This is a genomic window from Cereibacter johrii (assembly GCF_001720585.1).
GTDB classification, from domain to species: Bacteria; Pseudomonadota; Alphaproteobacteria; order Rhodobacterales; family Rhodobacteraceae; genus Cereibacter_A; species Cereibacter_A johrii.
In genome coordinates this window covers 23,796-49,198 of the sequence record NZ_MABH01000163.1, presented here as the reverse complement: position 1 = coordinate 49,198, position 25,403 = coordinate 23,796, and the positions used below count along the sequence as shown (strand labels likewise).

The window sequence follows — 25,403 nt, the reverse complement described above, 5'->3', positions numbered from 1 at the left end:
CGATGCAGGCATTCGGGGCGCTGGTTCTCGTCACGGGTCTCATGGCGGGAAGCGCCTTCGCGGATGCACCCGAAACGTCGCCGCGCCCGGCGGCGCGCACCGCGGCGCCAGCCGTCGTGGCCGCAGCCCCGAACAGCGCCGCGCCGGCCGAGGCGCTCCGGCCCCGCGCCCGTCCTGCCATGAAACTGGCCGCGGTCGCCGCGGCCGAGCCCGCCATGAGCTTCCTCGCCCCTGCCGCACCCGAGCCTGCCCGCAAGGGCTTCCTCGGCTCGCTGTTCCGCCCGAAGGCCCGTCCGCCCGAGAGGGTCGTGAAGGCCGCCGCCGTGCGCACTCTGCCGGGCAGCGCCATGGTCCAGACCCGCAAGGGCTCGGTCTGCGGCGATCCCACGATCCGCGGCGCCACGCTCGCGCCCATCTCGGGCAAGCTGCGCGGCTGCGGCATCGCCGAGCCGGTGCAGGTGACCTCGATCGACGGTGTGGCGCTCAGCATGGCCGCCACGATGGATTGCGGCACCGCCCGCGCCCTCAAGAGCTGGATCAACCGCGGCCTGCGGCCGAACGTGCCCTCCGACGTCGTGAAGCTCCAGATCGCGGGCGCCTATACCTGCCGCGGCCGCAACAACCAGCGCGGCGCGCCGGTGAGCGAGCATGGCCGGGGCAAGGCGGTCGATGTGTCGGGCTTCACGCTCGCGAACGGCAAGTCCGTCTCCATCGCGCGGGACTATCACCGCGAGAAGATGATCCGGGCCTCGCACAAGGCCGCCTGCGGCATCTTCGGCACCACCCTCGGCCCCGGCTCGGACGGGTTCCACGAGGACCATCTGCATTTCGATACGGTCGCGCGCCGCACGCCCTACTGCCGCTGAGGTCAGCCGGCGGGGCCGAGCCGCGGGACCGGGCCGAGGGGCAGGGGGCCGAGGCTCATCCACCCCTTGCTGAAGTTCAGCGGCACCTGGAGTGTCTCGCCGCCCGAGCGGGCCGCGAAGATCCCGAGCCCCCGCTCCCAGGCCGGCACGGACTCGGCCTCCAGATATCCCAGTTCGGCCGCCGCGCGGATCGCCTGTCGCCAGTTGCCGAGTGCCAGATCGATGCGCCCCTCGGGGATCCCCGACGCGTCGAAGGTGAGCTCGCCCGAGCCGGTCAGTTGCAGCGACCCCCAGTCGAGCCGCGATTCGCGCAGCGTGAGCGACCGCAGCTGCGGCCGCGACGCGCTGAGCTCACGGTCGATCGGCGCGGAGAAGGCAGCCTCGGCCAGCATGCGCAACTGGGACAGACGCGGCGGCAAGCCTGCACGTTCGGCCGCCGCGGCGAAGGCGCCCTCGGGGGCACCCCCCGCCATGTCGAGACCGATCTCGTGCCGCGTCGCATCCTCGCCCATCCGGCGCGTGGCGAGCTGCGCCTCGTCGAGCCGCACGCTCCAGCCCGCGGAGGAGCGCAGGACCAGCGCCTGACCGGCGGAAGCGGTCCGGTCGAGCGGCAGCGTCGCGCTCGGCGAGACGATCAGGCTTGCCCTGAGCGCCGAAGCATTCAGCGTGACGGTCTGGCCCTCGAGATCGATCTCCTGTTCGGGCGGCAGCGCCGCGATCAGATGCCAGGGCTTCCAGCTCATCGCGAAGAGCTGGACGAAGGGCGCGCGCCAGGCCAGTCCCGTCGCCGGATCGGCCAGCCGGAGCTTCTCGACCGTCAGGTCGAACCGGTTCGGAAAGCCGCGCACCGACAGGCCCTCATGCTCGGCCAGCCGCCCCGCCGCGCGCTGCTGGGCGAAGAAGGCCTCGGCCGCCTGACGCACGAGGGCAGACCCCGCCACCCACCATCCTGCCCACAGAAGGGCCAGCACCAGAACCAGACCGAGCAACTTGCGCATTCCGCACCCTTTCCCATCCCCGTTCCCCGATGCTACAGGGCAGGGATCAGGAGGACCAGCATGGAGCCGCCGCTCTGGGTTTTCGGCTACGGATCGCTGATCTGGGACCCGGGGGTCCCCGTGGCCCGCAGCGTGATCGCGCGCCTCGACGGCTGGCACCGCAGCTTCTGCATGCATTCGATCCACTATCGCGGCACCGCGACCGATCCGGGCCTCGTGCTGGCGCTGGATGCAGCCCCCGGAGGCTCGTGCCTCGGCGTGGGCTTTCAGGTCATGCCCGGCGCCGAGGCCGAGACGCTCGCCGCGCTCCGCAAGCGTGAGCTCGTCAGCAATGCCTATCTCGAGCGCTGGCTTCCGGTGAGGCTCGCCACCGGAGAGACGGTCGAGGCTGTGGGCTACGTCATCGACCCCGACCACGGGCAATATTGCGGCGACCTCGATCTCGAGGCGCAGGCGCAGATCATCGCGCGCGCCGCGGGCGAGCGGGGCCCGAACCGCGATTATCTGCTGTACACGGTGGCCCACCTCCAGAGCCTCGGCATCAGCGACCCGGACCTGTGCTGGCTTGCAACACGGGTGCGTGCATTGGGCAACGATCCGGTCTCCTGACCTCATTCCCCGTTGGCAGCCGAAGGGCCCCGGCCTATGGTGCGCAGGCAGAAGAAAGGGGCCGAAACCCGCAATGCCGAGAACCGCCGTCGAGGCCGAGCCGCATTTCACCCAGCCGGTCCGGCAGATCGTGATGATGCTCGTCGTCGTCGCGCTGGTCGGGGTCGGCGCCATCGTGGCCTTTGCCACGCTGCAGAAGATCTACGAATCCAACCCCTACCTGAACGCGCTGATCGGCTTGGTCTTCCTGCTGGGCGTGACCACCTGCTTCCTGCAGATGGTGCAGCTCATGCAGTCGGTCAGCTGGATCGAGAATTTCGTGAAGGACCGCCCGGGCTTCGACTATGTCCTGGCCCCGCGGCTTCTGGCGCCGCTCGCCGCGCTTCTGCGCACCCGCGGCAAGCGGATGCAGATCTCCTCGACCTCCTCGCGCTCGATCCTCGATTCCGTGGGCCCCCGCCTCGACGAGGCGCGCGACATCACCCACTATCTCGCGAGCCTGCTGATCTTCCTCGGGCTTCTGGGCACCTTCTACGGGCTGGCCACCACCGTGCCCGGCCTCGTCCAGACCATCCGCGCCCTCGCGCCGCAGGAGGGCCAAAGCGGGCTCGAGCTGTTCGGACAGCTGATGGAAGGGTTCGAGAGCCAGCTCGGCGGCATGGGCACGGCCTTCTCCTCCTCGCTTCTGGGGCTGGCGGGCTCGCTCGTCGTGGGCCTCCTGGAACTGTTCGCGAGCCACGGGCAGAACCGCTTCTACCGCCAGCTCGAGGAATGGCTTTCCTCCTTCACGCGCCTCACGCCCGCGGGCGCCGAGGGCGAGGGGGGAGACATCTCGCTCGTCGCAGGCGTGCTCGAACAGATGGTGCAGCAGATGGACCGGCTGCAGGAGCTGCAGGCTCAGGCCGACCTCAGCCGCAGCATGGTCGATGCGCGGATGGCCGACCTCGCGGGGGCGGTGCAGACGCTGGCCGAGCGGATCGAGGCGCAGTCGGACGGAAATGCCCAGCTCTTCGAGCGGGTCGCGGCGGGGCAGGAGCGGCTGGTGGCGGCGCTGAGCGGCGCCGAGGCCTCGGCCTTCGCCGATGCCGAGGCGCGGATGCGCCTGCGCTCGATCGATGTGCAGCTTCTGCGCATCCTCGAGGAGATCGCCGCCGGACGACAGGAAAGCACCTCGGACCTGCGCAGCGACCTCGCAGCGCTCACCGGAGCGGTCCGGCAGCTGTCGCGCACTGCCGCGGCGCGGAGCTAGCGCATGGGACTGGTGCGGCGCGGCGGACGGCGCGAGGTCAACATCTGGCCGGGCTTCGTCGATGCGATGACCGCGCTGCTCCTTGTCCTGATGTTCGTGCTGACCATCTTCCTCGCGATCCAGTCCCTCCTGCGCGAGACCATCACGACCCAGGACAGCGAACTCGACAGTCTCACCGGCCAGCTGGCCGATCTGGCGGATGCGCTGGGGCTCGAGCGGCAGAAGAGTGCGGATCTGAGCGCCGCGGTCGATGCGGCCCGCGCCGAGGGCGAGCGGCAGGCCGTGACCATCGCCACCTTGACCGCCACCCTCTCGGCCCGCGAGGGCGAGCTGGCTGCCGCGCAGGGCCGCATCGCCTCGTTCGAGGAACAGGTGGCGACCCTTCTGGCCGACCGCGACCGCGCCCGGGGCGAGACCGCCCGGCTCACCGCCTCGGTCGAAGAGCTGGAAGCCGCCCGCAAGACGCTCCTCTCCGAGCAGGAGGCGGCGCAGCTCGCGCTGGCGCAGGCGCGCTCCGAGATCGACGCGCAGACCGAGGCCGCCCGTCTCGCCGCCGCCCGCCGCGAGGCGCTCGATGCGCTGGTGGCCGAGCTGCGCGGCAAGGTCAGCGAGACCGAGAAGAAGCTCTCGGACGAGGAGGCCGCCCGGCTGGCCGATGCCGCCGCGGCCGAGGCCTTGCGGGACCGGCTGAAGGATTCCCAGACCGAACTGACGGCCATGACGCTCGCGCTCGAGGAGCAGCGGCGGAAGGCCGAAGAGACGCTCACCCTGCTCGCCGCGGCCAGGACCGATGCGGCGCGGGCGGCGAGCGAGGCCGATCAGCGCGCTGCGGCGCTGGCCGCCGCACGCGAGGCCCTGAATGCGCGCGAAGGCGAGGGGGCCGAGGCCGCCCGTCGCGTGGCGCTCCTGAACGAGCAGGTGGCGGCGCTGCGGGCGCAGCTCGGCTCGCTGCAGGGTCTTCTCGAGGCCGCCGAGGCGCAGGACGCGGCCAACAAGGTGCAGCTCCAGAGCCTCGGGACCCAGCTCAACTCCGCTCTGGCGCAGGTCGCCTCCGAGCAGAAGCGGCGCGCCGAACTGGAAGAGGCCGAGCGGCTGCGCCTCGAGGCCGAGAACAAGGATCTGGCGCGCTTCCGTTCCGAGTTCTTCGGCCAGCTGCGTCAGGTCCTCGCCGGGCGCGAGGGCGTCCGCGTGGTGGGCGACCGCTTCGTCTTCTCCTCCGAAGTCCTGTTCGAACCGGGCTCGGCCGAGCTCGCCCCCGAGGGCCGCGCGCAGATCTCGGGCGTGGTGCAGACGCTGAACGAGATCCGCACGCAGATCCCCGAGGGCATCGACTGGATCATCCGCGTGGACGGGCACACAGACAACGTGCCGCTGTCCGGCTTCGGCGCCTTCCGCGACAATTGGGAGCTGAGCTCCGCCCGCGCGCTCTCCGTCGTGCGGTTCATGCAGCAGAGCCTGGGCTTCCCGCCCTCCCGCCTCGCGGCCACGGGCTTCGGCGAATACCGCCCCGTCACGCCGGGAGACAGTGCCGACGCGCGGGCGCAGAACCGCCGGATCGAACTGAAGCTGACCGAGCGCTAGGCCCGCCATGTGGCGAGGCACGGCCACGCGCTGCGCCGTGCGGCAGGGCCTCGGGCGAGGACAAGCAGGCTGGGCGTGGGCATGGAGCGGCATGGCCGTCCGCACATGGTGTCCCGGGAGGTGGCCGGAACAGGTCCTTCTGCTCGCGAGGAGGCGGCGGGTCGCGCTATCGGCCGGAGGGCGCAGGGCATGGCAGTTGCGCCCTCAACCTCGCCTGCGAAAGGAAAAAGGGCGGGGTTTCCCCCGCCCTTGTCCTTCGTCTCCGACCCGGAGGGGCCGTCTCAGTCTGCCGTCAGAAGCGGCGGCTTGGATCCGGTGAGGCGCGGCTTCGGCTCCTCGATCTGCAGGTCGATCATACCGTCCTTCACGCCGACCTTCACGAGGCCGCCCTTCACCAGCCGGCCGAACAGGAGTTCCTCGGCCAGCGGCTTCTTGATGTTTTCCTGGATCACGCGGCCAAGCGGACGCGCGCCCATCTTGTCGTCGTAGCCCTTGTCGCCGAGCCAGGCCGCCGCTTCGGGCGAGAGCTCGATATGCACGCCACGGTCCATGAGCTGGGCCTCGAGCTGGAGGACGAACTTCTCGACCACCTGCAGGATGATCTCCTTGCCGAGCGGCGCGAAGGAGATGACCGCATCGAGACGGTTGCGGAACTCGGGCGTGAAGGTCCGCTCGATGGCGGCCGTATCCTCGCCCTCGCGCCGGTCGCGTCCGAAGCCGATCGCCGATTTGGCCAGCTCGGCCGCGCCCGCGTTCGAGGTCATGATCAGGATCACGTTGCGGAAATCGACCGACCGGCCGTTGTGGTCGGTGAGCTTCCCGTGGTCCATCACCTGCAGCAGGATGTTGTAGACATCCGGGTGGGCCTTCTCGATCTCGTCGAGCAGCAGCACGCAATGCGGATGCTGGTCCACGCCGTCGGTCAGCATGCCGCCCTGATCGAAGCCGACGTAGCCCGGAGGGGCGCCGATCAGCCGCGAGACCGCGTGCTTCTCCATATATTCCGACATGTCGAAGCGCAGCAGTTCCACCCCGAGGATGCTCGCCAGCTGCTTGGCCACCTCGGTCTTGCCGACGCCGGTCGGGCCCGCGAAGAGATAGTTGCCGATCGGCTTCTCGGGCTCGCGCAGGCCGGCCCGCGCCAGCTTGATGGCCGAGGACAGGGCCTCGATGGCCCGATCCTGACCGAACACCACCCGCTTGAGGGTCTTCTCGAGGTCGCGCAGCACTTCGGCATCGTCCTTCGAGACGCTCTTCGGGGGGATGCGGGCGATCTTGGCCACCACCGCCTCGATCTCGCGCGGACCGATGGTCTTGCGACGCTTGCTGTCGGCCAGGAGATGCTGGGCCGCGCCGGCCTCGTCGATCACGTCGATCGCCTTGTCCGGCAGCTTGCGGTCATGGATGTAGCGCGCCGACAGTTCCACCGCGGTGCGGATCGCGTCCTGCGTGTAGCGCAGGTCGTGATGTTCCTCGAAATAGGGCTTGAGGCCCATCAGGATCTTGACCGTATCCTCGACCGAAGGCTCGTTCACGTCGATCTTCTGGAACCGGCGGCTGAGCGCGCGGTCCTTCTCGAAATGCTGACGATATTCCTTGTAGGTGGTCGAGCCCATGCAGCGCAGCTTGCCGCCCTGAAGCGCGGGCTTGAGCAGGTTCGAGGCATCCATCGCACCGCCCGAGGTGGCGCCGGCGCCGATCACGGTGTGGATCTCGTCGATGAAGAGGATCGCGTCGGGGTGATCCTCCATCTCCTTGACCACGGCCTTCAGCCGTTCCTCGAAATCGCCGCGGTAGCGGGTGCCGGCGAGCAGCGCGCCCATGTCGAGCGAGAAGATGGTGGCGCGGGCGAGGATGTCGGGCGTCTCGCCGTTGACGATCTTGCGCGCGAGCCCTTCGGCGATGGCGGTCTTGCCCACGCCCGGGTCGCCCACCAGCAGCGGGTTGTTCTTCCGCCTGCGGCAGAGAACCTGGATGCAGCGTTCGACCTCGTGCTCGCGGCCGATGAGCGGGTCGACGTCGCCCTTGCGGGCCTTGACGTTCAGGTCAACGCAATATTTCGACAACGCGGACTCCTTCGCCTCACCAGCTTCAGCCTTCGGGGTCTCATGATGCTCTTCCGCGCCGGTGACCGGGCGCGGCTCGCCGTAGGACGGGTCCTTCGCCACGCCGTGCGCGATGAAGTTGACCGCGTCGTAGCGGGTCATGTCCTGCTCCTGCAGGAAATAGGCGGCATTCGACTCCCGTTCGGCGAAGATGGCGACGAGCACGTTGGCGCCCGTGACCTCGGTCCGGCCGGAGGATTGCACATGGATGGCGGCGCGCTGGATCACGCGCTGGAAGGCGGCCGTCGGCACGGCCTCGGAGCCCTCGACGGAGGTCACGAGGGTGGACAGGTCGTCGTCGATGAAGTCGACGAGCGTCTTGCGCAGCTCGTCGAGGTCGACCGAGCAGGCCTTCATGACGCGCGAGGCGTCGGGCTCGTCGATCAGCGCAAGCAACAGGTGCTCGAGCGTGGCGAGTTCATGACGGCGGGCATTCGCAAGCGCCAGAGCGCCGTGGATGGCTTGCTCGAGAGTGGTCGAAAAAGATGGCACGATCTGGTGCTCCTGTCCTGCGGGCCGGAGGGGCGGAGGTCCCTCCAACCTTGGCCTCGTAAGATTTAAAGTTCGGTTTTCTTCGCCGCCCTTCAAGTGTTATTTCGGATAACTTCCGCTTTCCGACAGGCTCCTTGCAAAAAGTGATCGACGGTTCGCGCAGCTATCAGAATTTGTCCTTCCGCCTGCGGATCTCGGCGAAAACCTCGGCATCGCCTGCATCCATCATGCCCAAGGCGGCCTTCACGCCGGCCTCGCCGGCCCGGAGGAAGGGATTTGTCGCGAGTTCGTCGGAAAGATGTGAAGGAACTGTGGGACGGCCCTCTTTTCGGGCCGCGGCAATGGATCCGACGCGGAAGATAAGCATCGGACTGTCGGGTTCAAGAGTGGCCGCGAACCGCGCATTCGACGCCGCATATTCGTGGCCGGAACAGATCAGCGTCTCGGGCGGGAGCGCGGAAAGTTTGCGCAGGCTCTGCCACATCGCTTCCGCCGTGCCCTCGAAGAGGCGCCCGCAGCCCATGGCCATCAGGCTGTCGCCGGTGAAGGCCAGGGCCGAGTCCGGGAAATGGAAGGCGATATGGCCCACCGTATGCCCCGGCACCTCGATCACCCGACCCTCGGAGGCGCCCACCTGCACACGGCAGCCCTCGGCCAGTTCGAGATCGAGCGGGGGCAGGCGATGGGCATCGGCTGCGGCGCCCGCCACCCGCGCCCCGGTGGCCGCCCGCAGCTCCTCCACGCCCGCCACATGATCGGAATGGTGGTGGGTGAGGAGGATCTGCGAGAGGCGCCAGCCGCGCTCCTCAAGCGCCTTCAGGATCGGTCCCGCCTCGGGCACGTCGACCACCGACGTCTCGCCGGTCGCCGCATCATGGACGAGAAAGGCATAATTGTCGCTGAGACAGGGTACCGTGACCAGTTCGAGCGGCATGGTTTCTTCTCCCTTTCCTTTGTAGTGTGGCCCGGAACCCTGCCCGGACAAGGCCAATGAAATGCATCTCGACGTGCTCGACCTGCACAATTTCTATTACAGGACGCCGCTCGGGCGGGTCGCGCAGCGCGCCGTGCGCGACCAGGTGCAGAAGCTCTGGCCCGACGCGAAGGGGCAGACGGTCGCGGGCTTCGGCTTTTCGGTGCCTCTCCTGCGACCCTATCTCGAGCAGGCCCGCCGCCTGATCGCGCTGATGCCCGGGCCGCAGGGGGTGATGCCATGGCCCGTGGGCATGGGCAATGTCTCGGTCCTGTGCGACGAGGGGGCCTGGCCGCTGTCCACGGGAATGGTCGACAAGCTCGTGATGCTGCACGGGCTGGAAACGTCCGAGCACCCGTCCGAGGTCCTGTCCGAGGCCTGGCGCGTGCTGGGGCCGGGCGGACGGGCGCTCTTCATCGTGCCGTCGCGCTCGGGGCTCTGGGCGCGCCGCGACGGCACGCCCTTCGGCTTCGGCCGGCCCTATTCGCTCAATCAGCTCGAGACCCAGCTCAAGCGGCATGACTTCACGCCCGAGCGCGCGCTTGCGGCCCTGTTTGCGCCGCCGCTCCACCAGCGGTTCTGGCTCAAGACCGCCGACTTCTGGGAAACGGGAGGCCGCCGCTTCGCCCCCTGGCTGGTGGGGGGCGTGCTGATCGTCGAGGCCTCGAAACAGGTCTATGCGCCGACACGCACCGGCCTCAAGGCGGCGGTGACGAAACCCCTCCGCGTGCTCGAGGGCATCCCCCAGCCGCTGCCTGCGCCCGCAAGTCGCACATCGCACGGTTCCTGCAGCTGTCCGGGCGGATGTTAGCGTCACCACGATTCCGATGTTAGCGGCACCATCGCCGGTCATGTCGTCGCACGACACAAAGCGGCCTTGAAAGCCCTTTTCGCAGGCATCCTGCGAAAGGCTGAGGATGGCGCGGAGAACCAAGGAAACAATGGGTTCGCCCATGCGCCGAAGGCCGTGCTTCATGGTTGCGAGGCTGCAAGTCCTCTGCTCCCCCCGCCGCGAAACTTGAGACGCGCGGGTAGGTTCCCTCGCGCCACACAATGCCTCTGGCCTGCGGGATCGCCTTCCGCGCCGGAGGCCATGATATCGAAAGGGTTGACGTGTCCGAACCGGCTTCGATTTCCTCTGGCATTGCCGCGCGCTACGCCGCCGCTGTCTTCGAACTGGCGAAGGACGAAGGTGCCCTTCCCGCCCTCGAGAAGGACATGGATGCGCTCGGCGCAGCCTGGTCCGAGAGCGCCGACCTGCGCGATCTCGCGACCTCGCCGGTCTATGCGCGCGAGGAGCAGCAGAAGGCCATCGCCGCAATCGCAGCGAAAATGGGCCTTTCGGCGCTCACCGCCAACACGCTGGCCCTCATGGGCTCGAAGCGCCGTCTCTTCGTGTTGCCGCAGATGGTGGCCGACGTCCAGAACCGCATCGCGACCGAGAAGGGCGAGATCACCGCCGAGGTGACCGCCGCCGCGCCGCTGAGCCCCGAGCAGGCCGCGCGGCTCGCCGCCACGCTGAAGGCGCGCGCGGGCAAGGATGTCAAACTGAAAACCACCGTCGATGAAAGCCTCATCGGCGGTCTTGTCGTCAAGCTGGGCTCCTCCATGATCGACACCTCGGTCAAGGCACGGCTCGCAGCTCTCCAGAATGCAATGAAAGAGGTCGGATAAATGGGTATCCAAGCTGCTGAGATCTCTGCGATCCTCAAGGAGCAGATCAAGAACTTCGGCCAGCAGGCTGAAGTCGCCGAAGTGGGGCGCGTTCTCTCGGTGGGCGACGGGATTGCCCGCGTTCATGGTCTCGACAATGTCCAGGCCGGCGAGATGGTCGAGTTCCCCGGCGGCATCCGCGGCATGGCGCTCAACCTCGAGGTCGACAACGTCGGCGTCGTGATCTTCGGCGACGACCGCTCGATCAAGGAAGGCGACACCGTCAAGCGCACCAAGTCCATCGTGGACGTGCCGGCCGGTGACGCGCTGCTCGGCCGCGTGGTCGACGGCCTCGGCAACCCGATCGACGGCAAGGGCCCGATCGCGGCCACCGAGCGTCGCGTGGCCGACGTGAAGGCCCCGGGCATCATCCCGCGCAAGGGCGTGCACGAGCCGATGGCCACCGGCCTCAAGTCGGTCGACGCCATGATCCCGATCGGCCGCGGCCAGCGCGAGCTCATCATCGGCGACCGTCAGACCGGCAAGACCGCGATCGCGCTCGACACGATCCTGAACCAGAAGAGCTACAACGAAGCCGCCGGCTCGGACGAGAGCAAGAAGCTCTACTGCATCTATGTCGCCATCGGCCAGAAGCGCTCGACCGTGGCGCAGCTGGTGAAGAAGCTCGAGGAAACCGGCGCCATCGACTACACGCTCGTCGTGGCCGCCACCGCCTCGGACCCGGCGCCGATGCAGTTCCTCGCCCCCTATGCCGCGACCGCGATGGCGGAATATTTCCGCGACAACGGCCGCCACGCGCTCATCATCTACGATGACCTCTCGAAGCAGGCCGTGGCCTACCGCCAGATGTCGCTGCTGCTCCGCCGTCCGCCGGGGCGTGAAGCCTACCCGGGCGACGTGTTCTACCTCCACTCGCGCCTGCTCGAGCGGTCGGCGAAGCTGAACAAGGACCACGGCGCGGGCTCGCTGACGGCGCTGCCGATCATCGAGACGCAGGGCGGCGACGTGTCGGCCTTCATCCCGACCAACGTGATCTCGATCACCGACGGCCAGATCTTCCTCGAGACCGAACTGTTCTACCAGGGCATCCGCCCGGCCGTGAACACCGGTCTCTCGGTGTCGCGCGTGGGCTCCTCGGCCCAGACCGACGCGATGAAGTCGGTCGCGGGCCCGGTGAAGCTGGAACTGGCGCAGTATCGCGAGATGGCGGCCTTCGCGCAGTTCGGCTCGGACCTCGACGCCGCGACCCAGCAGCTGCTGAACCGCGGTGCGCGCCTGACCGAGCTGATGAAACAGCCGCAATATGCGCCCCTGACCAACGCCGAGATCGTCTGCGTGATCTTCGCCGGCACCAAGGGCTACCTCGACAAGGTTCCGGTGAAGGACGTCGGCCGCTGGGAGCAGGGCCTGCTCAAGCACCTGCGCACCAATGCCAAGGACCTGCTGGCGGACATCACCAACAACGACCGCAAGGTCAAGGGTGAGCTGGAAGACAAGATCCGCGCCGCGCTCGACACCTACGCCAAAGACTTCGCCTGAGGGCGGGGCAGGGAGATAACGGATGCCCAGCCTCAAGGACCTGAAGAACAGGATCGGAAGCGTCAAGAACACGCGGAAGATCACCAAGGCCATGCAGATGGTCGCGGCGGCAAAGCTCCGCCGCGCCCAGGAGGCTGCCGAGGCCGCCCGTCCCTTCGCCGAGCGGATGACCGCCGTCATGACGGGCCTCGCGGGCTCCGTCGGCTCTTCCGAGACCGCGCCGCGTCTCCTTGCGGGGACCGGCAGCGACAAGGTGCATCTCCTCGTGGTGATGACTGCCGAGCGCGGGCTCTGCGGCGGCTTCAACTCGTCCATCGTCCGGCTGGCCCGGGCGCATGCGGCGAAGCTGCTGACGCAGGGCAAGACGGTGAAGATCCTCACCGTCGGCAAGAAGGGTCGCGAGCAGCTGCGTCGTGACCTCGGCCAGCATTTCATCGGCCATGTGGACCTCTCCGAGGTCAAGCGCATGGGCTATCCGGTGGCGCAAGGCATCGCGCGCGACCTGCTCGACCGCTTCGACAAGGGCGAGTTCGACGTGGCGACGATCTTCTTCGCCCGCTTCCAGTCGGTCATCAGCCAGGTGCCGACCGCGCAGCAGGTGATCCCCGCCGTGTTCGAGGGCGAGGGCGAGGTCAGCTCGCTCTACGACTACGAACCGTCCGAGGAAGGCGTTCTCGCCGACCTCCTGCCGCGGGGCGTGGCCACGCAGATCTTCACCGCTCTGCTCGAGAACGGCGCCTCCGAACAGGGTGCCCGGATGAGCGCCATGGACAATGCCACCCGCAACGCGGGCGACATGATCAACCGGCTCACCATCGAGTATAACCGGTCGCGCCAGGCCGCCATCACCAAAGAGCTCATTGAAATCATCTCGGGCGCCGAGGCGCTCTGATCCGACGGAGAAACGACATGGCAACAGCATCCCAAGGCAAGGTGACGCAGGTCATCGGCGCCGTGGTGGACGTGCAGTTCGACGGTGGCCTGCCGCCCATCCTGAACGCGCTCGAAACCGAGAACAACGGCAAGCGCCTGGTCCTCGAAGTGGCCCAGCACCTCGGCGAGAACACCGTCCGCACGATCGCCATGGACGCGACGGAAGGTCTCGTGCGCGGCGCTCGGGTGGCCGACACCGGCAGCCCGATCTCGGTGCCGGTGGGTGACGCCACCCTCGGCCGCATCCTGAACGTGATCGGCGAGCCGATCGACGAGAAGGGCGACCTCGGCCAGGCCTCGACCCGCGCGATCCACCAGCCGGCCCCGACCTTCGCCGAACAGTCGACCACCTCGGAGATCCTCGTCACCGGCATCAAGGTGATCGACCTCCTCGCCCCCTACTCGAAGGGCGGCAAGATCGGCCTTTTCGGCGGCGCCGGCGTGGGCAAGACCGTGCTCATCATGGAGCTCATCAACAACATCGCCAAGGTGCACTCGGGCTATTCCGTGTTCGCCGGCGTGGGTGAGCGGACCCGTGAAGGGAACGACCTCTACCACGAGATGATCGAATCCGGGGTTATCAAGATCGACAATCTCTCGGAGTCGAAGGTGGCGCTGGTCTATGGCCAGATGAACGAGCCTCCGGGGGCGCGTGCCCGCGTGGCGCTGACCGGCCTGACGCTCGCCGAGCAGTTCCGCGACCAGTCGGGGACGGACGTGCTGTTCTTCGTGGACAACATCTTCCGCTTCACCCAGGCGGGTTCGGAAGTGTCGGCGCTTCTCGGCCGTATCCCCTCGGCCGTGGGCTACCAGCCGACGCTCGCCACCGACATGGGCGCGCTGCAGGAGCGCATCACCTCGACGAAAGCCGGCTCGATCACCTCGGTGCAGGCGATCTACGTTCCGGCCGACGACCTCACCGACCCGGCGCCGGCCACCTCCTTCGCCCACCTCGACGCCACGACCGTGCTTTCGCGCGCGATCTCGGAGCTCGGGATCTACCCGGCCGTGGACCCGCTCGACTCCACCTCGCGGATTCTCGATCCGCAGATCGTCGGCGAAGAGCACTACAACGTGGCCCGTGCGGTGCAGGGGATCCTCCAGCGCTACAAGTCGCTGCAGGACATCATCGCCATCCTCGGGATGGACGAACTGTCGGAAGAGGACAAGCTGTCCGTGGCCCGCGCCCGGAAGATCCAGCGTTTCCTGAGCCAGCCGTTCGACGTGGCGAAGGTCTTCACCGGCTCGGACGGGGGGCAGGTCCCGCTCGAGAAAACCATCGCCTCCTTCAAGGCCGTGGTGAACGGCGAGTATGACCACCTGCCGGAAGCCGCCTTCTACATGGTCGGCGACATCGAGGATGTGATCGCCAAGGCCCAGCGTCTCGCGGCGCAGGCGGCGTAAGGGGGAACCATGGCGGGAACGCTGCAATTCGACCTCGTGTCGCCCGAACGGAGGCTCGCCTCCTTCGCCGCGACCGAGGTGCAGGTCCCGGGGACCGACGGCGACATGACGGCGATGGAGGGGCATGCTCCCACCATCACCACCCTGCGCCCCGGCATCCTGCGGGCCCACGGCCCTTCGGGCGTGCAGGCCTATGCCGTGACCGGCGGCTTCGCCGAGATCAACGCGACCTCGATCTCGGTCTTGGCCGAGAAGGCCGTCGCGGTCGAGGAGCTGACCGGCACCGTGCTCGACGAGTTCATCGCGGAAGCGCGCGAGCTGGCCTCGGTCGCGCTGCCCGAGGACCGCGATATGGCCGAGCGCACGCTGAACGACATGCTGGCGCTCAAGGCTTCGTCCGGGCACTGATCGGCTTCAGGACAATGGACGAAGGGCCCCGGATTTCCGGGGCCCTTTTCCTTTCGGGCTGAGGCCCGAATGAGGGCCGCCGGGCGCTCATGGCGCGGGCGGCGGTGGCACGGCGCAGGCACAGCGCGCGAGGGCTGACCCGCCGCGGCAATCCCGATGCGAGAGAGGGCTTGCAGACAGGCGGGGGGAGCGCTCTCGGCTCTCGGCTCATCAGAGCGAAAGAGCCCCTCGTCGGCCACAGCGGCAGGCGATGCCGGACATAGTGCGCATCACCGGATCCGGGGGAGCAGGGCGCAGCGGCGGGGGGCCTGCGGGCGGAGCGGGGACGCGTGAGGCCGCGGGCCGTGGCCGCAGGCAGGCGCGCGCGGCCGGGACGGGTAGTGGGCCCGCCACAACGCGGGAGCATGGCGCCTAGAGGGGAATGACGAAGAACAGCAGCAAGGGGGCGGCCCTTCGGCCGCCCGGGCGGGGTCAGCCGCGCTGATACATGCCCTCGTAGATCGGCACCAGCGTGTCGGTCTCGAACAGCGACGAGACCGAGGTGCCGCTCCAGATGTTGAGGATGGCCTGGGCGAACATCGGTGCGGTCGGCACGATGCGGATGTTCGGTGCGCCGCGCACGGCCGCCGAGGGCTCGATCGAGTCGGTGATGACGAGGCTCTTCATGACCGACTTGGTCACGCGCTCCACCGCCGGGCCCGACAGGACGCCGTGGGTGATGTAGGAATGGACCTCGACCGCGCCATTCTCGACCAGCACTTCGGCCGCCTTGCAGAGCGTGCCGGCCGTGTCGCAGATGTCGTCGACGATGATGCATTTCTTGCCGGCCACGTTGCCGATCACGGTCATCTCGGCGATCTCGCCCGGCTTCTCGCGCCGTTTGTCGACGATGGCGAGCGGGGCGTTGATCCGCTTGGCGATCTCGCGGGCGCGGGCCACGCCGCCCACGTCGGGCGAGACCACCATCAGATCCTGCAGCTGGCCCTTGAAATGATGCTCGATGTCGAGCGCGAAGACCGGGGCGGAATAGAGGTTGTCCACCGGGATGTCGAAGAAGCCCTGGATCTGGGCCGCATGCAGATCGAGGGTCAGCACCCGGTCGATCCCCGCCTCGACGATCAGGTTCGCCACCAGCTTGGCCGAGATCGGCGTGCGGGCCTTGGCGCGGCGATCCTGACGGGCATAGCCGAAATAGGGGATCACGGCGGTGATCCGGTCCGCCGACGACCGGCGCAGCGCATCGGCGATGATGAGCAGCTCCATCAGGTTGTCGTTGGCCGGGTTCGAGGTGGGCTGGATCACATACATGTCCTCGCCGCGGACATTCTCGTAGACCTCGACGAAGATCTCCTGATCGTTGAACCGCTCGACGCGCGCATCCACCAGCGAGACCGCCATGCCGCGATGAACCGACATGCGCCGCGCGATGGATTTCGCAAGCGTGAGGTTCGCATTGCCGGAGATCAGCTTCGGCTCGTTCATGGCTGGCATCGGATGTTCCTCGAGGGTCCCGCAGGAGGGGCGGATTCGTGATTGCGCCTTCCCTCTAGCACCGGTCCGCCCCCTTGGAAACCGCACCGACAGCGCGGCTTGGCGATGGCGCGCGGACTTGCCCGTGCCCATCAGCCGAAAGTGGCGAGGAACGCGTCGACCTCTGTCTCGGTCGTGCTCCAGGAGGTGACGAGGCGCACCGTCACCCGGTCGGCGGTCCGGCCCATCTCGTAGAAGACGGCCCCCGCCGCGCGGGCGCGGCGGACGAGCGGCTCGGGCAGCTCGGCGAAAAGGAGGTTGGCCTCGACGGGCACGAGGAGCCGCGCCTCGGGCAGGGCGGCCACGCCCTCGGCCAGCCGCGCGCCTGCGGCATTGGCCTGCGCCGCGAGCCGCAGCCACAGCCCGTCCCTCAGGTAGGTCCGCATCTGGAGCGCGAGATAGCGGTGCTTCGACAGCAGATGCCCCGCGCGCTTGCGGCGGATGCGCAGCTCCTCGGCCCGGGCCGGATCGAAGATCACCACCGCCTCCACGCCCATCAGCCCGTTCTTGGTGCCGCCAAGGGACAGGATGTCGATGCCCGCCTGCCAGCTCATCTCGGCCGGGCCAGCGCCCGCCGCCACCAGCGCATTGGCAAAGCGCGCACCGTCGAGATGGCAGCCCATGCCCCGCTCGCGGGCCACGTCCGTCAGCGCCGCGATCTCGGCCGGCCGGTAGAGGCTGCCCATCTCGGTCAGGTTCGTGAGGCTGAGCGCCGCCGGCCGTGCCATGTGCAGATCGCCCGGCGCATAGCGCGACAGCGCCGCCGCAAGCGTCTCGGGGCGGAGCTTGCCGTCGGTGCCCGGAAGGGTCTCGAGCTTGGCCCCGCCCGAGAAGAACTCGGCCGCATTGCATTCGTCGGCCGCGACATGGGCCTCCTCGCGGCAGAAGACAACGCCCCAGGGCGGGCAGAGGGTGGAGAGCGCCAGCGCATTGGCCGCCGTGCCGCTTGCCACCAGCACCACCTCGGCCTCGGGCGCCTCGAACTCTGCGCGCACGAGGGCCGTGACCTCGGCCGTCGCTTCGTCCGCACCGTAGGGCCGGGCATAGCCGCTGTCCGCGGCAAGCGCGGCCATGACCTCGGGCGCCACGCCCGAACCATTGTCCGAGGCGAAGAACATCAGGGGGTTTCCTCGATGATGTGGTCTTCCCAGTCTTCCTCGGCCACCTCGAACTCGGGCACCGTCCAGCCCTGCACCGAGGCCCCGGCGTCATGCACCGAATTGCGGTCGCCCGTCAGGAGGTAATGCCAGCCGGGCAGGGACTTGCCCTCGTGGAGCAGCCGGTAGGCGCAGGTGCGCGGCATCCAGTAGGCGATCTTCGGCAGCGTCGCGGGCGAAAGCTGCACGCAATCGGGCACGAACTGGCGGCGGATCTCGTAATTCGAGCAGCGGCAGGTGTCGCCGTCGAGCAGCCGGCAGGCGATGCGGGTGAAGGCCACCTCGCCCGTATCCTCGAACTCGATCTTGTTCAGGCAGCATTTGCCGCAGCCGTCGCAGAGCGCCTCCCATTCCGAGGGCGTCATCCGGTCGAGGGCAACGGTTTCCCAGAATCGCGGGCGAAGGGTGGGGGGCTTGGTCATCGGCGCTAGATGCGCTCTCGCGGCCCGAAAGGGAAGGGGTCAGCTGCCGAGGATCTCGCGGGCGCTGGCGCAGTCCCGGTCCATCTGGGCAATGAGCGCCGGCAGGCCGTCGAACACCATCTCGGGGCGCAGATACTCCACGAACGCCACCGATAGGTGCTGGCCGTAGAGGTCGCCCGAGAAGTCGAAGAGGAAGCTTTCGAGATTGGGGCGGTTCTCGCCGAACATCGGCCGCACGCCCAGGCTTGCCGCACCCGAGTAGCTGCCCGCGAGCGGCCCGGTCAGCACGTCGACCTTGACCGCATAGACGCCGAGGCGGGGCAGGTGGAGCCCGCGCACCGACATGTTGGCGGTGGGATAGCCCAGATCCCGGCCGCGCTTGTCGCCGTGCAGCACCTCGCCCTCGATCCGGTGCCAGTGGCCGAGCATGGCCGCCGCATCGCGGGGCCGTCCCTCGGTCAGCGCCGCGCGGATCGCGGTCGAGGAGATGCCGGTGCCCTCCACCGTCAGGATGTCGGCGACGGTGACCTCGAACCCGTGGCGGCGGCCAAGCCGCGCCAGATCCTCGGCCGTGCCCGCGCGGCCGCGGCCGAAGCAGAAGTCGGCGCCCACGACCACATGCGTGACGCCCAGCCCCTCGGCCAGCACCTCGCGGGCGAAATCCTCGGGGGTGAGGGCCGCAAGGTCGCGGGTGAAGGGCAGCTCATAGAGACGCTCGACCCCGAGTTTGGCCAGCCGGTTCGCCCGCGCCTCGGCATTCATCAGCCGGAAGGGCTCGCCATTTGGGGCGAAGACCTCGCGCGGATGGGGCTCGAAAGTGACGATGCCCAAAGGGCCGCGCCCGCGGGCCAGATCGATCACATGCTGGTGGCCCAGATGCACGCCATCGAAATTGCCCATGGCGATCGAGGCGCCACGGTCCGAAGCCTCGAGCCCTTGCCAGTGGTTGAAGATGCGCATCGGTCCCCGCGGGCGGGGACCCCGCCGTCAGTCGAATTTCCGGCTCGGCGCCAGCACCAGCGCCTCGCCCTTCAGGACGGTGGTATTGCCCACCAGACAGCGGGTTTCAAGCGTAACCCGGCGCTTGGCGTGATCGATGGCGGTGACCGTCACCTCGGCCAGCACCGTGTCGCCCGGCCGCACCGGGGCCAGGAACTTCAGCGATTGCCCGAGATAGACGGTTCCGTGCCCCGGCAGCTGCTCGCCGATCACGGCCGAGATCAGGCCCGCGGTCAGCATCCCGTGGGCGATGCGCCCCTCGAAGATCGTGTCGCGGGCGTAGTCCTCATCGAGATGCACGGGGTTCCGGTCCGTCGAGACTTCGGCGAAAAGCTCGATGTCGCGATCCGTCACTTCCTTGCGGAGGTGTCGGCTCATGCCGATCTCGAGGTCTTCGATGCAGATCGTCCCGCGGGGCATGTTGTCGAGCATCCGGCGAATCCCTCTTCCTGTGGCGCAGATCCTAAAGCGTGCCGCGATGCAGCACAAGACTTCGCGGCAAGATAAGTTCCCGACACCGACTAAAGCCGCAATAAAATTTCCCTCGGGTTAAAGGGCGGCGCGATGGTCAGGGACCGGCAAAGCTCTCGGCCATGAGAAAACCCCGCAGCCGGGGCTGCGGGGTGGGAGAGCGAACCGGAGAACGGCCTTCAGCGCAGGCGCGAGATGGTGAGGGTGGGCGAAAGCTCCGCCTCGGCCAGCCATTGCTCGAGACGGTCCTGATCGAGCGTCTCGCCATTCTCGCCGAAGACGGTCGCGGCGAGGCCGCCGGTGATGAAGAGCGAGTCGAGCCCCTCGGCCACCGCGCCGCGGATGTCGGTTGCAATCCCGTCGCCCACGCAGAGGATCTCGTCGGCGGGCACGCCCGGCCGCAGCGCCTCGAGCCTGCGGCGGGCCAGATCGTAGATCGGCGGATGGGGCTTCCCGAAATAGAGGCTCTGGCCGCCCATCGCATCGTAGGCTTCGGCGATGGCGCCCGCGCAGTAGAGGCGCTTGTGGCCGAAATCCACCACGATGTCGGGGTTGGCGCAGAGCAGCTTCAGCCCCTGCGTCTTGGCATAGAGCAGCGTCGCGCGGTAATCCTCGGGCGTCTCGGTGAGATCGTCGAAGAGGCCCGTGCAGACGATGCCCTCGGCTTCTTCCAGCGGCACGCGGACGATGGGCGCCTCGGTCGCCGCCACCTTCTGCAGGTCGGGCGAGAGTTCGGTGAAGAAGGTCTCGTCCTTCTCCGGCCCGAGATGGTAGACCCGCCGGCCGACCGCGCCAGTGACAAGCGCATATTGGGCCGCGTCTCCCGAGGAGGTCACCTCGTCATAGCAGTCCGCCGGCACGCCGATGCTCTCGAGCTGGCGGACGACCGAGGGCTTCGGCCGCGGCGCGTTCGTCATGAGCAGCACCGTGCCGCCTTTTGCGCGGAAGGCGCGCAAGGCCTCGACCGCCTCGCCGAAGGGGCGCTTGCCGTCATGCAGGCAGCCCCAGAGATCGCAGAAGAGGGCGCTGTAGCCGGCGGAAACCTCCGAGAGCGAGGCGATGATGCGGGTCATCCGATGGACCTTTCCTGGATCGACCCCTCGGGGCCGTGAGCGGGCAGATCCGGCGCCGTGTGCGGCCGGATCTCGAAGGAGCCCGCGATGGGGCGGGCTCCGGTGTCGCCCCTCCCGCAGGACGGGGCGGCGGGCCGCCGGAGGGCCGGCGGCCGGTCGGGGTCAGAGCTTGAGGACCGGGATGATCTGCTTCTTCCGGCTCATGACGCCCGGCAGCACCACGGTGTCGCCGGCAACGGTCGCGCCGAAGCTCTTTTCGGCCAGCGTCTTCACGAGGTCGTTCGGCACGAGCAGCGTCGCTTCCTCGCGCAGGATGTCGACGATGAAGAGCACCACCTGATCCGCACCATCCTCCTGCGCCACGCCCGGCATCGAGGCCATCAGGCTCGCCTTGCGGTCGAGCAGCACCTGCGGCGCGGTGGTCTCGAGCACCGAGATGCGGAACTGCTTGCCCTCGATCTCGTATTCCTTCGAATCCATCCGCAGGAGCTCGGCATCGGAGAAGGCAGAGACGTCCGACTTCGCGGCGAAGAGCTCGGCCGCATAGGCCGGGATGTCGACGCCCAGTTCGGCCGCCAGTTTCTCGGCCACGGCCCGGTCGTGCGCCGTCGTGGTGGGCGAGCGGAATTCCAGCGTGTCGGAGAGGATGCAGGAGAGCATGGCGCCCTTGATCGCGCGCGGCGCGCGGGCGAGATCCTCACCCATCAGGTCGTGCATGATCGTGGCGGTGCAGGCCAGCGGACGGACGGTGATCTCGATGGGGGCCTTGGTCTTGATCCCGCCCACGAGCAGATGGTGGTCGATGATGCCCACCACCTTCGCCTCGTTGATCGAGGGCGGCAGCTCGGCCGGGTTGTTGGTGTCCACGATCACGCAGCTGTCGTCGGCCGTCACGTCCGAGATGATCTCGGGCTTCTCGAGATCCCAGTGCTTCAGCACGAAGGCGGCTTCGGTGTTCGGTTCGCCGAGGAGGACCGCCTTGGCAGGGGTGCCCTTCACCTCGGTCAGATACCAGGCCCAGATGATGGGCGAGCCGGTCGAGTCGGTGTCGGGGGACTTGTGGCCGAATACCTTGATCATGATGTTTCCCGATGCGGATGAGTTTGGCCGCCTTATAGAAGCCGCGGGGCGCCTTGTCACGCCCGGCTCCGGCGGTTTTGCTGCGATGCAGCATGTCCGCGGGGCCGCCCGCCGCCACCGCTCCCGCATGCCTCACGCCGGCCGGCAGCCTTGCGCCAGAGGCAGACCGGCTGTGCCGAGCGGGAATTTGTGCCGCCGCCGGTGGGAGGGCATGGTGCGCTGCAGCGTGCGGCGCCGGCCGCGCCCGTCCGTCAGGAGGATCCGATGCGCGACCCGCGTGCCCACATGCCCTACGAACTCGTTCTGGCCGAACTCAGCCGTTCGCTGAAGCCTGCCTCCGTCGTGGCGGGTCTTCTCGGAGCGCCCGAGCGCGGCTGATCCCCGGCCAAGGGCGCCGCTTGCGGGTCAGTCGAGCGGCGTCACGTCGTAGCCTGCGTCGCGCAGAAGCGCGAGCACGCCCTCCCGGCCCGGCAGGTGCAGGGCGCCCACCGCAACGACGACCGGCCCCTCGGCCGCGGCCGCCTCGATCGCCGGCAGCCAGTCGCGGTTGCGGCGGCTGATGAGCGTCTCTTCCATCTTCGCGAATTCGGCATCCGCCTTCTCAGGCGTATAGCCCGGCATCCCGTGCGCCTGCAGCCGCATATATTCCCAGACGGCGCGCGACTGGCCCGCAAAGTAGCGATCGGCCAGCGTCACGGCCAGATCCTCCACCCGGTCTTCGAGCGGCAGCGCGGTGCGGATCATGGCCAGCTGCTCTTCGGGGGTGAGCTCGGCGAAGAGCTGGAAGACCGTGTTCCAGGGTTCGAGCGAGCGGACGGGCACCCCGGCCGTCTCGGCCGCACGCATGGCGAGCTTGTCGAGCCCATTGGGGTTCTGCGTCGCCTCGACGGCGCAGGGCGGCAGGGCGAGGGTCATCGACACATACCAGGGCTCGAACTTCGAGGCGAGGACGGGCGGAATGCCCCGCGCGCGCAGCGCATCCGACAGGCTGTGCCATTCCTCCTCGCTCAGCACCTCGGGCAGGGTCGGCCCGTCCGAGAGCAGCATCGAGGGATCCTTGGCCATGGCCTCCTTGAGCCGCGCCTCCTCCTCGGGGCCCGCTTCGACGAGCAGCGCGGAGGCCTGCTCGATCCGTGGCCGGAGCCGGTCGAGCAGGGCCGCCTGTCGCGGGTCTCCCAGATGATAGGTCCCGGCCACCGTCACCTCGCGCCCCTCGCGCGTGGCCTGCCAGAAGTTGCCCTCGGAGAAGGGCTGGCTGGCGGCCAGGGCCTCGAGCTCCGCCCGCTCGGGCTGGGGAAGGGCCGCGATGAGGTCCGTGCCGGTGCAGGCGGCATGGGCCAGCGGCGCGGAGGCGAGGAAGAAGGCGCAGATGATCGAGGTGAGGCGGGTCATGCTCAGGTCCTTGCGACGGCAGGCAGAAGGTGGCACGCCGCGCCTCCCGCGCCAAGGCGGAGCGTGCATTTTGATGCATGGTCCCGGTTGACAGCTGCCGGACGCTTTCTTATCTCTCGCGTCGTTGGCACTCGCCTTGGGTGAGTGCTAATCACATTCAACCTGGAACCTAGGGAGTGTTCTCAGATGGCTTTCAAACCGCTGCATGACCGTGTGCTGGTCCGCCGCGTCCAGAGCGACGAAAAGACCAAGGGCGGTCTGATCATCCCCGATACCGCCAAGGAAAAGCCGGCTGAAGGCGAAGTCGTGTCCTGCGGCGAAGGCGCCCGCAAGGATTCGGGCGAGCTCATCGCCATGTCGGTGAAGGCGGGCGACCGCGTGCTGTTCGGCAAATGGTCGGGCACCGAAGTCACCATCGACGGTGCCGAGCTGCTCATCATGAAGGAAAGCGACATCCTGGGGATCCTCAGCTGATCCCGAGCTGACCGCGGCTTGGTCCAGGCCTAGCGCCAGGGGCTTCGAGCCGTCCCCGAGACGATCGCATCAACCAGACAAACAGGAGCAACAACATGGCTGCCAAGGACGTCAAGTTCGACACCGATGCCCGCGACCGCATGCTGCGCGGCGTGAACATCCTCGCCGATGCGGTGAAGGTCACGCTGGGCCCGAAAGGCCGCAACGTCGTGATCGACAAGTCGTTCGGCGCGCCGCGCATCACCAAGGACGGTGTGTCGGTCGCCAAGGAGATCGAACTCTCCGACAAGTTCGAGAACATGGGCGCCCAGATGGTGAAGGAAGTCGCTTCCCGCACCAACGACGAGGCGGGGGACGGCACCACCACCGCCACCGTGCTCGCCCAGGCGATCATCAAGGAAGGCCTCAAGGCCGTCGCCGCCGGCATGAACCCGATGGACCTCAAGCGCGGCATCGACCTCGCGACCTCGAAAGTCGTCGAGGCCATCAAGGCCGCCGCCCGTCCGGTCAATGACTCGCACGAAGTGGCTCAGGTCGGCACGATCTCGGCCAACGGCGAAGCGCAGATCGGCCGCTTCATCGCCGACGCGATGCAGAAGGTCGGCAACGAGGGTGTCATCACCGTCGAAGAGAACAAGGGCCTCGAGACCGAAGTCGAAGTCGTCGAAGGCATGCAGTTCGACCGCGGCTACCTCTCGCCCTACTTCGTCACCAACGCCGACAAGATGACGGCCGAGCTCGACGACGTCTACATCCTGCTCCACGAGAAAAAGCTCTCGTCGCTGCAGCCGATGGTCCCGCTGCTCGAGGCCGTGATCCAGTCGCAGAAGCCGCTGCTGATCATCGCCGAGGACGTGGAAGGCGAAGCTCTCGCCACGCTCGTGGTCAACAAGCTGCGCGGTGGCCTGAAGATCGCCGCCGTCAAGGCTCCGGGCTTCGGTGACCGCCGCAAGGCCATGCTGCAGGACATCGCGATCCTGACCGGCGGCCAGGTGATCTCGGAAGACCTCGGCATGAAGCTCGAGAATGTCACCATCGACATGCTCGGCCGCGCCAAGAAGATCTCGATCAACAAGGACAACACCACGATCGTGGACGGCAACGGCGACAAGGCCGAGATCGACGCGCGCGTGGCCCAGATCCGCAACCAGATCGAGGAAACATCGTCCGACTACGACCGCGAGAAGCTCCAGGAGCGGGTCGCGAAACTGGCGGGCGGCGTGGCCGTCATCCGCGTCGGCGGCATGACCGAAGTCGAAGTGAAAGAGCGCAAGGATCGCGTCGATGACGCCCTGAACGCGACCCGTGCGGCCGTGCAGGAAGGCATCGTCGTCGGCGGCGGCGTGGCCCTGATCCAGGGCGGCAAGGCGCTCGACGGTCTGACCGGCGAGAACCCCGACCAGAACGCGGGCATCACCATCGTGCGTCGCGCGCTGGAAGCTCCGCTGCGCCAGATCGCCCAGAACGCGGGCGTGGACGGCTCGGTCGTGGCCGGCAAGGTGCGCGAGTCGAACGAGAAGTCCTTCGGCTTCAACGCCCAGACCGAAGAATATGGCGACATGTTCAAGTTCGGCGTCATCGACCCGGCCAAGGTGGTTCGCACCGCCCTCGAAGACGCGGCCTCGGTCGCTTCGTTGCTCATCACCACCGAAGCCATGATCGCCGACAAGCCGGAGCCGAAATCTCCGGCCGGCGGCCCGGGCATGGGCGGCATGGGCGGCATGGACGGCATGATGTAATCCATCCACCGCAAGTCGGTCGGATTGAAAGGGGGCCTCCGGGCCCCCTTTCTCATGCGCCTCCGCCGGTGAGGTCGAGAGGCGCCTCCACGGGAACGGGGCGAGGATCGGGCCGGGGTCCGCATACGCCGGAACGGGTCGAGGGTCAGGCTGCACATGGTCATGCGCTGCCTGTCGGAGCAGGGGGGCAGGGTGATGCTCGTCCCCGCCATTCGCGCTTCGCGAATGGCGGGCC

Annotated in this window: 23 protein-coding genes; 12 read left to right on the top strand and 11 right to left on the bottom strand. The window is 68.2% G+C overall.

Annotated features, from left to right (window positions below):
* Window positions 1–2: 2 nt before the first annotated feature.
* Window positions 3–866, top strand: a complete 864-nt coding sequence (locus A9O63_RS14835; protein WP_069332640.1) for an extensin-like domain-containing protein — start codon at window positions 3–5, stop codon at window positions 864–866.
* Between the two features lie 2 nt (window positions 867–868).
* Here the strand turns inward: A9O63_RS14835 and A9O63_RS14830 are convergent, their stop codons facing one another.
* Entirely contained in the window at window positions 869–1,864 is a 996-nt protein-coding gene (locus A9O63_RS14830; RefSeq protein ID WP_069332639.1) for a DUF2125 domain-containing protein, read from the bottom strand.
* Window positions 1,865–1,924: 60 nt separating this feature from the next.
* Here A9O63_RS14830 and A9O63_RS14825 point away from each other — a divergent pair, with 60 nt between their 5' ends.
* The 3 genes from A9O63_RS14825 (at window position 1,925) to A9O63_RS14815 (ending at window position 5,303) form a co-directional block, all read left to right on the top strand.
* The gene (locus A9O63_RS14825) at window positions 1,925–2,473 is read left to right on the top strand and encodes a gamma-glutamylcyclotransferase (protein ID WP_069332638.1); all 549 of its coding nucleotides are present in this window, start codon (window positions 1,925–1,927) and stop codon (window positions 2,471–2,473) included.
* A 73-nt stretch (window positions 2,474–2,546) separates the two neighbouring features.
* Complete coding sequence (locus tag A9O63_RS14820) at window positions 2,547–3,722, top strand: biopolymer transporter ExbB (protein WP_069332637.1); 1,176 nt, start codon at window positions 2,547–2,549, stop codon at window positions 3,720–3,722.
* 3 nt (window positions 3,723–3,725) lie between these two features.
* Window positions 3,726–5,303: a peptidoglycan -binding protein gene (locus tag A9O63_RS14815; protein WP_069332636.1), complete on the top strand. Its 1,578-nt coding sequence runs from the start codon at window positions 3,726–3,728 to the stop codon at window positions 5,301–5,303.
* Between the two features lie 281 nt (window positions 5,304–5,584).
* Here A9O63_RS14815 and clpA read toward each other — a convergent pair whose 3' ends face one another.
* Window positions 5,585–7,900 carry an ATP-dependent Clp protease ATP-binding subunit ClpA gene (gene clpA / locus A9O63_RS14810; RefSeq protein ID WP_069332635.1) on the bottom strand — a complete coding sequence of 772 codons (2,316 nt, stop codon included), beginning with the start codon at window positions 7,898–7,900 and terminating at the stop codon, window positions 5,585–5,587.
* Window positions 7,901–8,066: 166 nt separating this feature from the next.
* On the bottom strand, window positions 8,067–8,834 hold the full coding sequence (gloB, locus tag A9O63_RS14805; RefSeq protein ID WP_069332634.1) for a hydroxyacylglutathione hydrolase: 768 nt from the start codon (window positions 8,832–8,834) through the stop codon (window positions 8,067–8,069).
* Between the two features lie 61 nt (window positions 8,835–8,895).
* Here gloB and A9O63_RS14800 point away from each other — a divergent pair, with 61 nt between their 5' ends.
* The 6 genes from A9O63_RS14800 (at window position 8,896) to A9O63_RS14775 (ending at window position 14,831) form a co-directional block, all read left to right on the top strand.
* Window positions 8,896–9,684 carry a class I SAM-dependent methyltransferase gene (locus A9O63_RS14800; protein ID WP_069332633.1) on the top strand — a complete coding sequence of 263 codons (789 nt, stop codon included), beginning with the start codon at window positions 8,896–8,898 and terminating at the stop codon, window positions 9,682–9,684.
* A gap of 302 nt (window positions 9,685–9,986) precedes the next feature.
* Window positions 9,987–10,547, top strand: coding sequence for a F0F1 ATP synthase subunit delta (locus A9O63_RS14795; protein WP_069332659.1), 561 nt, complete (start codon window positions 9,987–9,989; stop codon window positions 10,545–10,547).
* On the top strand, window positions 10,548–12,086 hold the full coding sequence (gene atpA, locus A9O63_RS14790) for a F0F1 ATP synthase subunit alpha (RefSeq protein ID WP_069332632.1): 1,539 nt from the start codon (window positions 10,548–10,550) through the stop codon (window positions 12,084–12,086). It abuts the gene before it with no gap.
* A 22-nt stretch (window positions 12,087–12,108) separates the two neighbouring features.
* A complete protein-coding gene (locus tag A9O63_RS14785) occupies window positions 12,109–12,978 on the top strand; it encodes a F0F1 ATP synthase subunit gamma (protein ID WP_069332631.1) in 870 nt (289 codons plus the stop codon).
* A 17-nt stretch (window positions 12,979–12,995) separates the two neighbouring features.
* Entirely contained in the window at window positions 12,996–14,423 is a 1,428-nt protein-coding gene (gene atpD, locus A9O63_RS14780; protein ID WP_069332630.1) for a F0F1 ATP synthase subunit beta, read from the top strand.
* 9 nt (window positions 14,424–14,432) lie between these two features.
* Window positions 14,433–14,831, top strand: coding sequence for a F0F1 ATP synthase subunit epsilon (locus A9O63_RS14775; protein WP_002719463.1), 399 nt, complete (start codon window positions 14,433–14,435; stop codon window positions 14,829–14,831).
* 471 nt (window positions 14,832–15,302) lie between these two features.
* On the opposite strand, the gene A9O63_RS14770 is transcribed toward A9O63_RS14775, so the two are convergent.
* The 8 genes from A9O63_RS14770 to A9O63_RS14730 form a co-directional block, all read right to left on the bottom strand.
* Window positions 15,303–16,322, bottom strand: a complete 1,020-nt coding sequence (locus tag A9O63_RS14770; protein ID WP_069332629.1) for a ribose-phosphate pyrophosphokinase — start codon at window positions 16,320–16,322, stop codon at window positions 15,303–15,305.
* A 131-nt stretch (window positions 16,323–16,453) separates the two neighbouring features.
* Window positions 16,454–17,479, bottom strand: coding sequence for a threonine aldolase family protein (locus tag A9O63_RS14765; protein ID WP_069332628.1), 1,026 nt, complete (start codon window positions 17,477–17,479; stop codon window positions 16,454–16,456).
* The gene (locus A9O63_RS14760) at window positions 17,479–17,940 is read right to left on the bottom strand and encodes a YcgN family cysteine cluster protein (protein WP_069332627.1); all 462 of its coding nucleotides are present in this window, start codon (window positions 17,938–17,940) and stop codon (window positions 17,479–17,481) included. Before A9O63_RS14760 ends, A9O63_RS14765 begins: the two co-directional genes overlap by 1 nt.
* A gap of 39 nt (window positions 17,941–17,979) precedes the next feature.
* Window positions 17,980–18,900: a bifunctional riboflavin kinase/FAD synthetase gene (locus A9O63_RS14755; protein WP_069332626.1), complete on the bottom strand. Its 921-nt coding sequence runs from the start codon at window positions 18,898–18,900 to the stop codon at window positions 17,980–17,982.
* 27 nt (window positions 18,901–18,927) lie between these two features.
* Window positions 18,928–19,371: a MaoC family dehydratase gene (locus A9O63_RS14750; protein WP_002719468.1), complete on the bottom strand. Its 444-nt coding sequence runs from the start codon at window positions 19,369–19,371 to the stop codon at window positions 18,928–18,930.
* Between the two features lie 218 nt (window positions 19,372–19,589).
* Window positions 19,590–20,483, bottom strand: coding sequence for a TIGR01459 family HAD-type hydrolase (locus A9O63_RS14745; RefSeq protein WP_069332625.1), 894 nt, complete (start codon window positions 20,481–20,483; stop codon window positions 19,590–19,592).
* Between the two features lie 162 nt (window positions 20,484–20,645).
* On the bottom strand, window positions 20,646–21,563 hold the full coding sequence (locus A9O63_RS14740; protein ID WP_069332624.1) for a manganese-dependent inorganic pyrophosphatase: 918 nt from the start codon (window positions 21,561–21,563) through the stop codon (window positions 20,646–20,648).
* A 405-nt stretch (window positions 21,564–21,968) separates the two neighbouring features.
* The gene (locus tag A9O63_RS14730; protein ID WP_069332622.1) at window positions 21,969–22,955 is read right to left on the bottom strand and encodes a TraB/GumN family protein; all 987 of its coding nucleotides are present in this window, start codon (window positions 22,953–22,955) and stop codon (window positions 21,969–21,971) included.
* A gap of 186 nt (window positions 22,956–23,141) precedes the next feature.
* Between A9O63_RS14730 and A9O63_RS14725 the strand changes: the two genes are divergently transcribed.
* Together A9O63_RS14725 and groL are read left to right on the top strand one after the other, a co-directional pair.
* On the top strand, window positions 23,142–23,429 hold the full coding sequence (locus A9O63_RS14725; protein ID WP_002719473.1) for a co-chaperone GroES: 288 nt from the start codon (window positions 23,142–23,144) through the stop codon (window positions 23,427–23,429).
* A 95-nt stretch (window positions 23,430–23,524) separates the two neighbouring features.
* Window positions 23,525–25,168 carry a chaperonin GroEL gene (groL, locus tag A9O63_RS14720; RefSeq protein ID WP_002719474.1) on the top strand — a complete coding sequence of 548 codons (1,644 nt, stop codon included), beginning with the start codon at window positions 23,525–23,527 and terminating at the stop codon, window positions 25,166–25,168.
* Window positions 25,169–25,403 lie beyond the last annotated feature (235 nt).

What these genes read in the sequence shown, in the direction of transcription:
- A9O63_RS14785 (WP_069332631.1), top strand. Translation starts at nt 12,109, where the DNA reads ATGCCCAGCCTCAAGGACCTGAAGAACAGGATCGGAAGCGTCAAGAAC.
- A9O63_RS14755 (WP_069332626.1), bottom strand. Translation starts at nt 18,900, where the DNA reads ATGCGCATCTTCAACCACTGGCAAGGGCTCGAGGCTTCGGACCGTGGC.
- A9O63_RS14820 (WP_069332637.1), top strand. Translation starts at nt 2,547, where the DNA reads ATGCCGAGAACCGCCGTCGAGGCCGAGCCGCATTTCACCCAGCCGGTC.
- A9O63_RS14830 (WP_069332639.1), bottom strand. Translation starts at nt 1,864, where the DNA reads ATGCGCAAGTTGCTCGGTCTGGTTCTGGTGCTGGCCCTTCTGTGGGCA.
- atpD (WP_069332630.1), top strand. Translation starts at nt 12,996, where the DNA reads ATGGCAACAGCATCCCAAGGCAAGGTGACGCAGGTCATCGGCGCCGTG.
- A9O63_RS14770 (WP_069332629.1), bottom strand. Translation starts at nt 16,322, where the DNA reads ATGCCAGCCATGAACGAGCCGAAGCTGATCTCCGGCAATGCGAACCTC.
- A9O63_RS14725 (WP_002719473.1), top strand. Translation starts at nt 23,142, where the DNA reads ATGGCTTTCAAACCGCTGCATGACCGTGTGCTGGTCCGCCGCGTCCAG.
- A9O63_RS14815 (WP_069332636.1), top strand. Translation starts at nt 3,726, where the DNA reads ATGGGACTGGTGCGGCGCGGCGGACGGCGCGAGGTCAACATCTGGCCG.
- A9O63_RS14825 (WP_069332638.1), top strand. Translation starts at nt 1,925, where the DNA reads ATGGAGCCGCCGCTCTGGGTTTTCGGCTACGGATCGCTGATCTGGGAC.
- A9O63_RS14760 (WP_069332627.1), bottom strand. Translation starts at nt 17,940, where the DNA reads ATGACCAAGCCCCCCACCCTTCGCCCGCGATTCTGGGAAACCGTTGCC.
- A9O63_RS14835 (WP_069332640.1), top strand. Translation starts at nt 3, where the DNA reads ATGCAGGCATTCGGGGCGCTGGTTCTCGTCACGGGTCTCATGGCGGGA.
- A9O63_RS14745 (WP_069332625.1), bottom strand. Translation starts at nt 20,483, where the DNA reads ATGACCCGCATCATCGCCTCGCTCTCGGAGGTTTCCGCCGGCTACAGC.
- A9O63_RS14730 (WP_069332622.1), bottom strand. Translation starts at nt 22,955, where the DNA reads ATGACCCGCCTCACCTCGATCATCTGCGCCTTCTTCCTCGCCTCCGCG.
- A9O63_RS14740 (WP_069332624.1), bottom strand. Translation starts at nt 21,563, where the DNA reads ATGATCAAGGTATTCGGCCACAAGTCCCCCGACACCGACTCGACCGGC.
- atpA (WP_069332632.1), top strand. Translation starts at nt 10,548, where the DNA reads ATGGGTATCCAAGCTGCTGAGATCTCTGCGATCCTCAAGGAGCAGATC.
- gloB (WP_069332634.1), bottom strand. Translation starts at nt 8,834, where the DNA reads ATGCCGCTCGAACTGGTCACGGTACCCTGTCTCAGCGACAATTATGCC.
- A9O63_RS14750 (WP_002719468.1), bottom strand. Translation starts at nt 19,371, where the DNA reads ATGCTCGACAACATGCCCCGCGGGACGATCTGCATCGAAGACCTCGAG.
- A9O63_RS14765 (WP_069332628.1), bottom strand. Translation starts at nt 17,479, where the DNA reads ATGTTCTTCGCCTCGGACAATGGTTCGGGCGTGGCGCCCGAGGTCATG.
- A9O63_RS14775 (WP_002719463.1), top strand. Translation starts at nt 14,433, where the DNA reads ATGGCGGGAACGCTGCAATTCGACCTCGTGTCGCCCGAACGGAGGCTC.
- groL (WP_002719474.1), top strand. Translation starts at nt 23,525, where the DNA reads ATGGCTGCCAAGGACGTCAAGTTCGACACCGATGCCCGCGACCGCATG.
- A9O63_RS14800 (WP_069332633.1), top strand. Translation starts at nt 8,896, where the DNA reads ATGCATCTCGACGTGCTCGACCTGCACAATTTCTATTACAGGACGCCG.